Here is a 14,667-nt window from a genome sequence, read left to right as displayed (position 1 = left end):
ATTTTTATCTCTTCTTTGGATTAAGAACTTTATCAATATTTTTATTTATAATATAAAAAGCTTTTGTTGAAGACGGATTATCCCATAAAATATTTTCATATTTTCTTAAAATATTATTGTTGGAATTAACCATTTTATAAATGCCAAATAAAAATAATATCACAGAAAAAACTGTTTTGAATATTTTTCGAAGGACAACATAGAAATAAGGGTACAAAATCCAATAGGACATCACAAACAATGTAGTCATCCGATCTATTAAAACAGAATATTCTGACAAAAATAAATAGGTAGTGGTGAAGATTAAAAACAAATTAAAAAATATATTGTGCATTTTTTCATCTTTGATGAATTCACCAATTTTTTTGAAAGAAGCATAAAAAAGAAGAAATGTCAACACCTTTTCTAAATATCCCATAGTAATACCATAACCACTACTATAAAGTTTATCTTCTGAATAAAATTCTGCCATTAGAGAATATGCTCCTCCCAAGAGATTTCCAATTGCAGTCACCATTGGTGTGATATATTTTATTTGACCCAAATATATTATATTCCCAACAACGAACAATCCCCAAACAATAGGGGTTGGTGTTTTTTTATGTAAAAAGAAGTATAAAGGAAAATAAAAAATTGCAGAAGTATGCATCAATAATCCAAGTCCGTTGCATAAAAAATATTTCAATGCATTACGTTCTTTTATAAATTGAAGCGAGTACATGAATAAAAATATCGCTTTAGAGTTTCTTAAAAGATTAAATTCTATAATTAAACCTGAGAATATAAGAAACATAATATAGCCCAGTACATATTGCGGAGAATATTTTTTTAAAAAATAATTGAGAAATAAAATATCAATCAGAGCAGAAACAAGCTGTAGAAAATAATATTCTTCTGAGATACTTTTTACAAGAATCATAAAGACTTTGAATCCTGGTTCTATTTTTAATATATACTGATCATTAAAACCTGAAAAAAACTTAGCTATACCCTCTGTATTCCAAACCGTTGGAGCTGATTCGTAACCAGAATAATATAATACAAAATCTGTATCCAAAAAACCTCTACAACCAAAAAACACAAAAAAAATCAGCATACAGATATACCTGATTACCTTGATATCACCATCGCTTTTTCTAATCCTATTTTCCCATAAAAATAAAAGAAAAAGGAGAACGAAAAGAGCAATGTAATGTATAGAATAAGTATAACTAAATGTTGGATCCATTAATTTTTATTTACCGATTATGAATGCGAACGTTTATGATTTAAGTACAATTTAAAACCTTCTTTGTAGGATTTTAATGCTAAATTCCACTGATGAAAAGAATACCTGAAAAACAAAACTATAAGAATATATAAAAAATTATACAAAATAACATAGGCTGCGTAAAAAGGATTATAATTTTTCAAAGCAAAATAAACCAAATTACGCCATAAAAATTTAACAGAAAAATCACTCATCTTACCTGTAGAGCTAGATTCGTTATGCGAAATTTTAGAATCTGGTACATACCATAAACTTTTGTTATACTTCTTCAATGCTCTATGCACAAAATCTGTATCATCGTAATAAACAAAATAATTTTCATCCATCAAACCCACAGTCTCGAATACTTCCTTTTTTATGAGCATAAAACAAGTTGGTGCGTAATCTACCCTATTATCAGAATCTAACTGTCCATTGTCTGTTTCTCCTTGTCCGTAATGTACAGTAAGTCCACTCCTTTTAATAAAACCGCCACCTGCTGCCCAAAGCTGATTGGTTCCATATATATAGATTTTTGGAACGACCATATCAGCATTGTGCAAATCTAATCCTGTTAAAAGCTTATCAATTGTATCTTTATCTAAAGCTATATCATTATTCGATAATAATATTAAATCACAATTATCTTCAATAGCTCTTCTTATACCAATATTATTTCCTTTTGCAACACCATAATTTTTATTATTTTCGATAATAGCCGTCTCAAATTGATATTTGTTTGCTAAAGTTTTACTAAAATTCAAAGAATTATCTGAGGATTTGTTATCAACAACATATAAAACAAAATTTTTATAAGATTGTATATCCAATGTCTGAAAAAACTCTTCTAGTACAGGCTCACTATTATATAGAACTGTTACAATACCAATTTTTCTACTCATTTGTACAAGCCTTTCTTCTTCATTTCTGCGATAGAAGATTCATATTTATCTTCAGGAATTTCTTGTTGATTTACCCAATTCGTAAATGCTTCAATACCTTTATCAAATGTCCATTGCGGTTCAAAGCCCAATCCTGATTTTATTTTAGAAATATCAGCAAAGTTATGCCTTATATCTCCTAATCTATAATTACCTGAAATTTGTATTGGTGTTTCTCGTCCGTAGAATTTTGATAACGTATTAGCTACAGTTATAACATCAGTTGCAACTCCAGTTCCAACATTATAAACCTGATTATTAGCTTCATTCTTTTCTAGTCCTAAGATTGTTGCATCTGCTACATCATCTATAAAAACAAAATCCCTGGTTTCTTTTCCATCTTCAAAAATATTAATTGAATTTCCGTTTTTGATTCTGGTGGAGAAAATAGATAATATGCCTGTATAAGGATTAGACAATGATTGTCCTGGTCCATATACATTCTGATACCTATACCCTACTGCCGCAATGCCTAATGATTTACAAACAGTTAAAACAAGCTGTTCTTGATTTTGTTTTGTTATACCATACACTGAAGTTGGGTGGATTTTACTATCCTCTGTTGTTGGGAGAATTTCTACATCCTTATTACAGATAGGACATTTGCATTGGAAATCTCCTTTTGCCATATCTTCGTCCAATCTGTCTGTTGGATAAACAATTCCATGATCATTACATTTATATTTACCTTCTCCATAAATAGCTCTCGATGCTGCTACTACAACCTTTTTGATTTGGTGAGGTTTATTAGCAAGAATATCGAGCATTGTGGCTGTGCCTCCAATATTGACATCAATATATTTTTGGATCTCATACATGGATTGACCAGTCCCCGTTTCAGCAGCTAAATGGATTATAGCATCTTGTCCAGCAATAGCTTTTAGCCAATCTTCTCTTGACGTTACAGATCCATTTATAAAGTTTACTTTGTTAACTATATTTCGGTAAAGGGGTGAAGTAACATCAGGATTATCTCCGTGTATTTGGGGCGAAAGATTGTCTAAGATAGTTACTTTCAATCCTTTTTCAATAAGTTTAAGGGCAATATTTGAACCTATAAAGCCGGCTCCGCCTGTAATTAATATATTTTTCATCATTTTATAATTTAACATGGTTATATGAATTCTCCTTTGGCATCTGTCTTTAACCAAGCTTGTTTTTCAAAAGAATAACGTTTTATAATTTTTGCCGGCGCACCAGCTATTACACAGTAATCATCAAAAGAACCAGAAACAATACTATTAGCTCCTACTGTACAATTTTTACCAATTGTAGTTCCTTGCGTAATAACCGAGTTATTATAAATTTTACAATTTTCACCTATAATAACAGGTTTAGTTTTTATCTCCTGGTGTTCTATCGGCATATTTATATCATCATATGGATGATGTATATCTGTAATTGTAACATTTGCAGCAATTGCTGTATTTTTACCTATTTCAACAGAATCTGCACAAGTAAGATGCACATTTTGTTGAATAGAAACACCATCATTAATAACAATTCTTGGATTAAATTTCTTTGCTTGATATTGCTGCACGCCTTCTATTCTAGCACGCCAGCCAATAAAAACTTTATTTCCTATAACTATTGAGTCTGGTGTGATTAATGTCGGATTAAAAATGACACAATGCTTTCCTATCCTCTGGAAAAATAGTCCATACCAAACAATTGTTTTTAGTCTATGCCATTTAAAAATAATTACTTTATAAAAATTATATATTACCGACATTGATTAGTTTTTTTGTGAAAGTTATAATAATCTTCGATATTCAAAAATATATCTGAATTATTATCAATCCAATCAATACTTTGATCCCACCATTTGGATTCATTCAAAACATCTATTTGTTCATCTTTGAATCTTTTCCTTATAAATTTTGCGGGAACACCACCAACAATCACATAAGGCTCAACATCTGCAGTCACAACAGAATTAGAAGCAATGATAGCCCCGTCTCCAATTGTAACGCCGTCTGCAATAATAGCATTTGCACAAATCCAAACATCATTACCAATATAAACATTTCTTTTAGGATTATGATGATCTTTGGTTTGAAAGTTTTTTAGGCAATATTGTGGATTAGAGTAGATGGCAGGGTGAGTACTTACAAAAGTATGTGTTGGGTGTTTTCCAGGCGCTGTTCTAACATTAGGACCAACTGAACAAAATTTGCCCATAACAGTTTCACTAATTACAGAACTATCCGAAATATATGTAAAGTCTCCAATAGAAGAATTAATCATAATAACATTATTACCAACCCAATTATATTTACCAAAAGTAATATTATATAATTTGGACATATATCCAATCCTAAGAAACTCATACTTAGACTGATATTTTATTTTTGTTATTATCCATCTAATGTATTCTTGAAATGGATTTTGTAAATATGATCTATCAAACATGCTTTTTACTTTTTACTGATGAAATTGTCTGTTTAACATTTTCATTCTTTAAAATCAAAGGTAAATATAGAAAAAGTGTAGATAAGCTGATAATTATCTTAATAATTTTATTTTCAATAGGTATGAAATGATATAGTAAAAAATTAATTATAAAAATTACAACACCTATTATTAATAATTTATATTCTTCTTTTTGAAAAACATCAAAAAATCTGACTTTCAATGTTTTATTATAATTCAAAATCAAAACTAAAGACCCTCCTGAAAGAGCTATTGCCCAAGCTATTATAATTCCATATCCTCCAGTGTAGAAACCCAATAAAATCCCTAAAGCAATATTTACAATAGCCATTCCTACATGAACTAATATTAAAATATTCAATCTTCCTTGTCCCATTGAACTGAAGTAAGCTGGACCACACATAATATTAATAAAAGTTGCTACAGCTAGAACTAAAAGAGAAAAAATGAAATCAAAATTAAAATCGTCCAACCAAATCAAAGAAATGAATGGAGCCGCTAAAATTAATGTAGTGGATAATGGTAAATTGAAAAGTAATAAAATACGATTCATTTTAATATAAAAAACTTGTAAGAAAGAAGATTCCTGTGATTTTGCCTTTTCTGCGACAACAGGTACAACAACTTGATTCGCATTGGTTAACAAAGCTCTAAACTGGCTTACTACTTTTGTTGCCATCTCATAATGCCCTAGAAATGCTAACCCTCCATATTTACTTAAAAGTAATTTTGTAGCAGGTTCATACAACATTTGACATATTGAAACTACTTGAAATTTATATCCATAATCAAACAATTCTTTGAATGATGCTGAGCTCCATCTCCAATATCTTATTTTATTATTCGGATTTATAATTATAGTAAATACAAGTGCAACTACAAGAATAAACACTGATTGTAATAATTGTGCTATTGCTACCCCTTTAAGTTCGAATAAAGGAGTTAGAATAATAACCCCAACATACATTATTATGCCAGAAATGATATAAATAAAATTTCTGATATAATTTTTTTGATATCCTTCCAAAATAGATGTAAAAACTCCTCCAATAGCATTGATAGATAGAGATGCTAACGAATAAGGAAGGATTTCTAAAGCAATATCAAGAAAATTTTCATCAATTACATACCCTAAAAAAAACTGCGCACTAAAAAGTATAATTAAACTTAAAGTAACAAATAAAACAGACATTGATACAATAGAAGTAAAAATAAGTTTCCCAAGTTTAGTTTTGTCATCTTCTAAAATATATTCAGCTACAAACTTAACTAATCCAGAAGTCAGTCCCATATTTGCTAAGTTAGCAATGGAGGAGAAAGATAATATGAGAGACCATACCCCTAATTGTTTAACTCCAATACTAGCTAACAAATATCTATACAAAAAGAAGTACAACAATGCTGTAAAAACAACTTGTACTACTGCAGATAAAGCATTAATTGTGAGTTTACTTGAAGAACCAACCATTATTAATTTAATCAATGATTAATTTAACTAAAAAATTGCCACCATTTTTTTTCTTCTGCTTGATAACCATAACCATATTTGTTACCATAGCCAAAATTAGTTTTATGAATGTCATTCAAAACAAAACCAACATTTTTGATCTTCTCAGATTCTACATTTTTATTAGCAAAATCGATGAATGTTTTTTCCGTAACTTCAGATCTAGTTACATATATAGTAGCATCTGCAACACTAGAAATAAGGAAAGAGTCAGTAACCAACATCAGTGGAGCTGTGTCCAAAATAATGTAGTTATAATCATGCTTAACTTTATCCAGAAGTATTTGATATCTACCATTTTGCAAAAGATCAGCTGGATTGGGAGGAATGCTTCCAGAATATATAAAATCACAATTAGGATTTATTTCACTAGGATAAATAATAGAATGTGCATCATCTATTTCTCCATAAAGAAACTCTGTCAAACCTTTCGCATTTTTCATCGCCGGGTTATATCTCTGAAGTTGAGGATTTCTAATATCGGACCCAATTACTAAAACTTTATTTTGAGAGTTTGCTATCGCTAAGGAAAGATTAACCGAGACAAAAGTTTTCCCCTCGCCTTTTATTGTTGAAGTAATAAAAATGACTTTCGCAGAGTCTTTTTTAGGTAACATAAACTTGATATTTGTTACCAGTATTCTAAATGCTTCTGCTAAAGGAGAAACATCATTCTGCATTATTAGATGTCCTTCATTTTTAGCCATTCTAGGTATTTCGGCAAGAACAGAATTATCCATCAGTTTATCCAAATCATGTTTGGTGACAACTTTATTATTCAACAATTCTTTGATATAAATAAATGCGAATGGTATAATAGCTCCCAAAATTAACGCCCCTAAAACAGAAATCATCTTTTTTGGTGCCACTGGTTTTTTCAGAGCATAGGCATGATCTACAACCCTAGCTTTGTTGCCTGTAATTGCCATTGAGATAGCCGCTTCTTCTCTTTTTTGCAATAAAAGAAGGTAAAGACTTTCTTTAATTTGCTGTTGTCTTTCTATATTTCTAAATAATTTTTCCTGCGTAGGAACTTTATTGATTTTAATATCTCTACTACTTTTTTCACTTGAAACACTGGCTCTTGTAACTTCAAAAGCATTTCTACTTCTTAACAAACTCTCTTTAAGTGATCCTCTCAAAGCTTCTAATTTTTTAGCATTTTCTATAACCAATGGGTTTTCTGGAGTTGCGTTTTCTAACAAACGGTTTCTCTCTATAACTGCTCCATTATACAAATTGATTGCAGAAGTAGCTGCAGAAGCTGCAGTGGGCTCAAATCCGATATTTGTTGGCAATACAGAATACCTATTTTTCGGATCATTGAGAAAATTTAAAAGCATATTCGCCAACTCAATTTGAGTACTCAGCTGTAACATCTGTCTTTCAGCATCAGTACTAATCTGCAAATTAAGCCTAGCTTCTGACTGAATATCTACAATATCATTATTGATTTTAAAGCTTTCTTTTTGATTTTCAACATTTCCTAATTCTTTTGAAATAAGGGAAATTCTATCGTCAATAAAATCTTTTGTTTTCTTAGATTCTGTATTCTTATCAACTATCGCATAATCATTATAAATTCTGACAATATCATTTAATATGTCCATTGCTTTTTCCTTGTTCGGATAAATCATTGACAGACCAATGATCGTAGCATCCTTATCTACTAGATCAACATCTAATGCCTTTTGATAACTTTCTACAATATCATCCAATGTAGAAAAAGTAAAGTAGAATTCATTTAAATTCATCTTCTTTACTTTTTTAGAATTAAATTTTGGATTCTTGGCAACTATAATATTTGCATAAGGAAGACTAACTGTTTTATTATAAGTTGTTATAATATCTTTTTCCCATTCATCAGACGACAATGTGATTTTCCCATTATTTTCTATCTTAATGTTAACAGGTTTTTTCGGAAGTTCCTCATATTTTTTTTCACTTACCAAATAAATATTAAATGGATTAGTATCTTTATAAATTTCAACATCGTGATATTTTTCTTTTGAAAAAATACTGATTTGTAGCTTAAGATTCTGTACAACGTCTTGTACTAGCTTTTTAGATTTGAAAATTTCTAACTCATTTTCTATACTGTTGGTTCCCATTCCTGCGAACCCACCCAGCCCAGACAATACTCCAAAATCCCCAGATGCAGAAGACATTTTTTTTGCATCTTTTATAAGTACTGATGATTTTATACTGTACAACGGAGTCGTAAACTTCACATAAACAACTGCTAAAACAAGTGTTATAAAAATACTGATAACAAACCAATACCATTTTTTAAGGTAGGGTTTTATAAGTTCTCTTAAATTAAATTCTTCTTCTTTTTTCTTTACGTTATCCATTTAAAAAGCTTATTTATTATTATAGCCACAGACATACTTATTACCATAATCTGATATTTTAAAAATATTTTTCTCAGATAATAATAGAACTGTATCTAGAATTATATATTCATATTTAGTTTTAAGAAAATCAGGCAAAATATTTAGTATTGCTTTCTTAAGTAGTTTCATTGAATGCTATAGATTATTGTATGGGTATTTTGAAATGTAATCTTTCACTCTGTACTTTGTATAAAAAAGTTTTGTATCTCATAATAGTAACAAGAAGAAATGACTTTCTTAGTATACCGTTCATAATTGTATTCCAAAAATATTTTTGAATATCTTTTGCTATAACAGATTTTTTAATATATCCAGCATTAGAAGTTTTTGTAAAAACATATATAATTACCAAGCAACGTACTAGTTTTGTTAGAAATAAATAACTTTTCGACCAATCCCACCCGATGAAGTATTCAATACCAATCATTTGCTGATTACCTGTTTTTTCCATTTGAAAATAGAAATAATAAATATTATCTAAAAAGCAATGCTAGCAAACCAACTACTACTGAAGCTATCGAAATGAATATTCCGGCTTGAGGTCCAAAAGATGATGAGTTTTTCTTTGTATTGTTAGGAGAAACATATATTACATCATTTTGTTTCACATAATAGAATGGAGAATTTATAAATTCTGCGCTGGTTATGTCAATATACTGGCTGGTTGTTTTACTATCAACATTTCGGACAATCAGAATATTTTTTCTTAAACCGTATATTGTTAAATCTCCTGCCATCCCAAGTACGCTTAAAATTGTAGTAGGTTGTCCATCTGGAATGACATAAGTACCAGCTTTATTAACTTCTCCCAAAACTGTCACTTTAAAATTTGTATTTCTCACTATTACGCCAGGATCTTTCACATATTGTTTAAGTCTATCTTGTAATTCATCGCGAAATTCTTCGATTCTTTTATTCGTTGTATTCATTTTTCCTATGATAGGGAATAAGATATCACCTTTAGAATCTACCAGATAAGTAGGCCCTGTAAAAGAAGATTGAGACTGCATAGGAAGATTGGTACTTGGAAGAGAGTACTGTGAAATCTCGCTTGCGGAATAATTTTGATTAAAAGGTCTTACTACATCATTATCTTTTGCAGACACGCTTATTACCAATTGATCGCCTGGTTGAATAGTGAAAGTAGAAGTTTGGATTGAGGTTTGAATTGCCGTCTGTTCTATGTTCTTCATGTAATCGATATCTTCTTTTACTTTACACGAAAATATCATACAAAACAACGACGCCATAAAAATTATGGATAAAGCTCTTCTCATATATATAATTCTTAACTGAAGGTTTGCAAATATAGGGATTACTTATTTATCTAACGATTCATATATAGAATTATTGCTTTTAAATTCTTTAACTATAGATTTTAGTATTCTTACTATTTCCTGCTTTTCTTCTTTTTTAGAAAACTCTATCACAAGATCTGTTAATTCATCTATTTCTGCGAATTGCATAGACGGATCCTTAGAAATCATAATTTTATCATGAGAAGTAGGTAAAGTTCTTGCATTATCACTTAGAAGCTCTTCGTATAATTTTTCGCCTGGTCTCAATCCAGTATAAATAATTTTAATATCAATATCCGGCTCGAAGCCTGAAAGTTTAATCATTCTTTTTGCTAGTTCTAATATTTTGACAGGATCTCCCATATCAAAAACATATATCTCACCTCCCGCTCCCATTGTTCCGGCATGCAATACTAATTCACAAGCTTCTGCGATGGTCATAAAATACCTCACAATTTCAGGATGAGTAATTGTAACAGGACCTCCTTTTTCTATTTGCTTTCTAAAATGGGGGATGACAGATCCATTTGATCCCAAAACATTTCCAAAACGTGTTGTGATGAATTTTGTAGTATTTCCTTCTAAATTCTGAAGAGATTGAACAAATAATTCTGCCACTCTCTTGGAGGCTCCCATTACATTAGTTGGATTAACAGCCTTATCCGTTGAAACCATTACAAAACGGTTAACATTATATTTGTTTGAAAGCAAAGCCAAGTTTTTAGTTCCTAAAACATTAACTAAAACTGCCTCATGGGGATTATCTTCAACCAATGGAACATGCTTATAAGCAGCAGCATGATAAACCATCGAAAAATTATATTTAGCAAACAAGGGTTCCAATCGACTAAGATTAGAGATATCTGCCAAAATAAATTTAAAATTAATATGAGGATATAACTCTCTCATCTCCAATTCAGTATCATAAAGCGGCGTTTCTGACTGATCTAAAATAATGATTTGCAAAGGCTCTAAAAGTGCCACTTGCCTTACAATTTCACCACCTATTGAGCCCGCTCCGCCTGTAACTAAAATTGTTTTTTGGAAGTGTCTTTTTTTAACTTCAAGATTATCTAACTTAATTTGTTTTCTGTTAAGCAAATCTTCAATTTGAATAGTCTTGATATTATTAATAATGTCGTTTGTCCTAAGCTTCTGCATTGCCGGTGCTTTGTAAATCTTAAGATTATATTCTAAAAATAAATTAACCCAAAACTCTAATTCATCTTTCTGAAGTGCTTCTTTTATAACCAAAACTCCATTAATATCACTAATCCCATTTCTTAAATTATTAATGAAATTCTGTTTGGTAATAATTTTTTTATCTAATAGTTTTATATTTACTTTTTTATTACTGTAAGATATAAAACCTTGAATATCAAAAGGTAAATTGGGACTGGAAAGAATAACCTGAGCAATAGCAACGGACAAGTCATCATCGCCTAGTATATAAATTTTCTTTCTGCTAAGGCTTCTCTTATTTTCTTTAATGAGATTAAATCCACCTTTCACACAAAGTCTGAAAACAAATAAACAAAGACATGAGATTGCAAAATATAACCCCAAAAAAGGTATTAATACCACTTTTTGCTGTGACCCAAAATAATAAGTATAGTTGATTATAATGATGGTTAAATTACTACAAAGATTTGCCAGAAATATTTTAAATAAATCAACAAAAGTAGAATGTCTTATGACTCCAAGATAAGTTTTAAATATATACATATAAAAAACATTAACTGAAATAAGAAACATAAAGACATAGAGTAAAGGAAAAACATTATAATGTTTTACCTCTAACCCCATTATAAGTAAATGAGACACAGTAAGAGAAAGAATCAATATTAATATATCAATAACTAAGATGACCCATCTTGGCAAAAATTTTAAGTCAGCAAGATCCAGTACGTTATCATTCAGTGAAAATCTTTTAGGATTTTTAACCTTATCCATTTTATTTGGTTAGTTATTTTTTTAAAATTGGTATTTACTTATTACTTCATTAATTCTTTTTTTATCATCATTTGTTAAATTAGATCCTGAAGGAAGACATAGGCCTCTTTTAAATAAATCTTCTGCAACAGTTTCTCCATAATATGGACAATCATTAAAAACTGGCTGAAGGTGCATCGGTTTCCACAATGGACGCGTTTCTATATTTTCTTCTGCAAATGCAGTCATTAATTCCAGATTGGTTTTTTCTGTAAGGGTTGGATTAATTGTAATACTTGTTAACCAATGATTGGAATAGAAATCTGAACTTATTTCTGAAAAAACATTAGCCGCTTCTATATTTGAAAATAATTCTTTATAGAAATCATGATTCTGTCTTCTCTTTTGCACTCTTTGTTCTAAAACTTCCATTTGTCCTCTACCAATTCCGGCGCAAATGTTACTCAATCTATAATTATATCCAATCTCCGAGTGCTGATAATGGGGTGCATTGTCTCTTGCTTGAGTTGACAAGAAAATTGTTTTATCTTTTTGTTCCTTGGTATTAGTTACTAAGGCACCTCCTCCAGACGTTGTAATAATTTTATTGCCATTAAAAGAAAGTAAAGCAAATTCTCCAAAAGTTCCGCACTGTCTGCCTTTGTAAGTAGAACCCAAGGCTTCAGCACTATCTTCTACTAATGGAATATCATATTTATTACATACTTCCAAAAGCTCATCCATCATTGCTGGCATACCATAAAGATGAACAACAATAACGGCTTTTGGTTTTTTATTTTTTTTGATTCTATCCTGGATAGCTTGTTCTAAGTAAACCGGTGACATATTCCAATTAGATTCATCAGAATCGACAAAGACAGGATTGGCTCCCAAATATTTAATTGGATTAGCAGAAGCCGAAAAAGTAAACGATTGGCAAATTACCTCATCTCCATATCCGACACCTAATTGAACCAATGCTAAATGTAAAGCTGCAGTTCCTGAACTAAGTGCAGAAACAAACTTATTTTCATTAAGAAAATTTTCTATTGCAGTTTCAAACTCATCTACATTTTTTCCTAACGGAGCAACCCAATTTTGATCGAATGCTTCTTGAACATATTTCATTTCTCCACCACCCATATGCGGAGATGATAACCAGATTTTAGATTTCATTAATAGTGACTAATTTAGAATCGCCCAAATTTATTTTATTATTAACAAAGTTAATATTATTTAACTTTATTACGGAAAATTATTTAACCTGATAGAAAATAATATTTATACTATTTTGGAATGTTATTTATTATTTTCGCAGGATTTCCTACTACTATCACATTATCAGGCACATCATTGATAACAACAGCACCGGCTCCCACTACAGACCATTTCCCAATTGTTACATTTTGTTTAATAGAGGCACCAATACCGACCTGAGCACCTTCTTTGACTTTTACATTACCCGCAAGAGCAGCGTTGGGCGAAATATGTACAAAATCTTCAATTTCACAGTCGTGGTCTATACAGGCAGAAGTATTGATAACACAATGATTTCCTACTTGAACAGAAGAATTAATCACCGTTCCAGCCATTACTACATTACCGTAACCAAAAACAGCAGTTCTGGATATTATAGAATGAGGATGTATTAAATTAAAATCAGCAGATTTATATTTTAGAGAATTACTTTTTCTATTATAATTACTTCCAAATGCGTAAAATATATTCTCTTTTAGTAATAAAGAATCAATGTCATTGGAGACATTATAATCTAATATAGTTGTAACATTTATATTCTGATCATAAATACCAGTAATTTTATAACCTAAATCCTCAGCTACTTCAATTACTACTTTTGCGTGTCCTCCCGCGCCCAAAATACAAACTTCTTTATTCATTCCCTTTGAAATTTTCTGTAGTTGCTACACCAGCTGTGTTGATCCCTTCGCTTTTGATTACTTTTTTTATGGTCAATAAAAATATTTTTAAGTCTAAAAGTAAGCTTAAATTGTTTACATAATAAACATCAAATATAAATTTCTGTTGCCAGGTAATTGCATTACGCCCATTGACTTGAGCCCAGCCGGTAATACCTGGTTTTATATTGTGCCTTTTTTTCTGCTCTTCATTATATAATGGAAGATAATGAACTAAGAGAGGTCTTGGACCAATAAAACTCATATCGCCTTTTACAACATTGATTAATTGTGGTAACTCATCCAAAGAAGTTTTTCTGACAAACTTACCTAACTTTGTAAGTCTCAATTCATCGGATAAAAGATTTCCAAACTCATCTCTTTGATCCGTCATGGTCTTGAATTTTATAATTTTAAAAACCTTTTCATTTTTACCCGGCCGATCTTGTAAAAAAAATACATTCTTCTGATTGAAAAAATATAATAGGATAATTATTATTACAAATACAGGAGATAGTATCAGAACAAGTAAAAACGCAAAAACAAAGTCAAACAAAGGTTTTATGAAAATTTTATACATCAGGTAAAACAAATCCGAAATTATTGAAATTTCGGATTTAAAAATTTAAATATTAATTTTATTCTTTTTTCTTTGATAATATATTGCTAACATAATACCAGTTAATAACAACACCGGAACAAATCCATTAATAGGAACTGGTTCACCAGGGTTACCTGGACCTTCCGGCTGTTCACCACCTGGAGGTAATGCTGATGCTGTTGTTGGTTCTTCTTCAAATGCTGAAGTTTGATTAACAGCATTTTCCTGACTAACTTTGGATTGCTCATTATCAAAAGCATTCTCCTTAAATTGAGCAAAAGACATTACACTTAAACTCAGGTATATTAAGATTAAATATTTTCTCATCGATGGTTTAAAACTAAACATATTTTTCAGGTTGTAAAGATATAAAAATTTAACAAAATCCTTAAAA

Annotated in this window: 12 protein-coding genes and 1 pseudogene; all 13 read right to left on the bottom strand. The window is 30.3% G+C overall.

Features of this window, described 5'->3' with window-relative positions; genetic code table 11:
• Positions 1 to 4 precede the first annotated feature (4 nt).
• Positions 5 to 1,228, bottom strand: coding sequence for an EpsG family protein (locus tag KI430_RS17415; protein WP_248876148.1), 1,224 nt, complete (start codon positions 1,226 to 1,228; stop codon positions 5 to 7).
• Between the two features lie 17 nt (positions 1,229 to 1,245).
• A complete protein-coding gene (locus tag KI430_RS17410) occupies positions 1,246 to 2,151 on the bottom strand; it encodes a glycosyltransferase family 2 protein (protein ID WP_248876147.1) in 906 nt (301 codons plus the stop codon).
• On the bottom strand, positions 2,148 to 3,284 hold the full coding sequence (locus tag KI430_RS17405; protein ID WP_248876146.1) for an NAD-dependent epimerase/dehydratase family protein: 1,137 nt from the start codon (positions 3,282 to 3,284) through the stop codon (positions 2,148 to 2,150). Before KI430_RS17405 ends, KI430_RS17410 begins: the two co-directional genes overlap by 4 nt.
• Before the next feature lie 20 nt (positions 3,285 to 3,304).
• Positions 3,305 to 3,922: an acyltransferase gene (locus tag KI430_RS17400; RefSeq protein ID WP_248876145.1), complete on the bottom strand. Its 618-nt coding sequence runs from the start codon at positions 3,920 to 3,922 to the stop codon at positions 3,305 to 3,307.
• A gap of 103 nt (positions 3,923 to 4,025) precedes the next feature.
• Positions 4,026 to 4,212: pseudogene (locus KI430_RS18140) on the bottom strand (DapH/DapD/GlmU-related protein); the annotation flags it as partial.
• A 382-nt stretch (positions 4,213 to 4,594) separates the two neighbouring features.
• Positions 4,595 to 6,091 carry a lipopolysaccharide biosynthesis protein gene (locus tag KI430_RS17390; RefSeq protein WP_248876143.1) on the bottom strand — a complete coding sequence of 499 codons (1,497 nt, stop codon included), beginning with the start codon at positions 6,089 to 6,091 and terminating at the stop codon, positions 4,595 to 4,597.
• A gap of 23 nt (positions 6,092 to 6,114) precedes the next feature.
• On the bottom strand, positions 6,115 to 8,484 hold the full coding sequence (locus tag KI430_RS17385) for a GumC family protein (protein WP_248876142.1): 2,370 nt from the start codon (positions 8,482 to 8,484) through the stop codon (positions 6,115 to 6,117).
• A 515-nt stretch (positions 8,485 to 8,999) separates the two neighbouring features.
• Complete coding sequence (locus KI430_RS17380; protein WP_248876141.1) at positions 9,000 to 9,758, bottom strand: polysaccharide biosynthesis/export family protein; 759 nt, start codon at positions 9,756 to 9,758, stop codon at positions 9,000 to 9,002.
• Between the two features lie 87 nt (positions 9,759 to 9,845).
• Positions 9,846 to 11,777 carry a polysaccharide biosynthesis protein gene (locus KI430_RS17375; RefSeq protein WP_248876140.1) on the bottom strand — a complete coding sequence of 644 codons (1,932 nt, stop codon included), beginning with the start codon at positions 11,775 to 11,777 and terminating at the stop codon, positions 9,846 to 9,848.
• 21 nt (positions 11,778 to 11,798) lie between these two features.
• A complete protein-coding gene (locus KI430_RS17370) occupies positions 11,799 to 12,932 on the bottom strand; it encodes an aminotransferase class I/II-fold pyridoxal phosphate-dependent enzyme (RefSeq protein ID WP_248876139.1) in 1,134 nt (377 codons plus the stop codon).
• A 110-nt stretch (positions 12,933 to 13,042) separates the two neighbouring features.
• Positions 13,043 to 13,654, bottom strand: coding sequence for an acetyltransferase (locus KI430_RS17365; protein ID WP_248876138.1), 612 nt, complete (start codon positions 13,652 to 13,654; stop codon positions 13,043 to 13,045).
• A complete protein-coding gene (locus tag KI430_RS17360) occupies positions 13,647 to 14,252 on the bottom strand; it encodes a sugar transferase (RefSeq protein ID WP_248876137.1) in 606 nt (201 codons plus the stop codon). The genes KI430_RS17365 and KI430_RS17360 overlap by 8 nt, the downstream gene beginning before the upstream one ends.
• Before the next feature lie 45 nt (positions 14,253 to 14,297).
• Positions 14,298 to 14,600, bottom strand: a complete 303-nt coding sequence (locus tag KI430_RS17355; protein ID WP_248876136.1) for a hypothetical protein — start codon at positions 14,598 to 14,600, stop codon at positions 14,298 to 14,300.
• Positions 14,601 to 14,667 lie beyond the last annotated feature (67 nt).

The organism is Epilithonimonas zeae (genome assembly GCF_023278365.1).
GTDB classification, from domain to species: Bacteria; Bacteroidota; Bacteroidia; order Flavobacteriales; family Weeksellaceae; genus Epilithonimonas; species Epilithonimonas zeae_A.
Note: the sequence above shows the minus strand (reverse complement) of the source record. Positions and strands in the feature narration are given on the sequence as shown.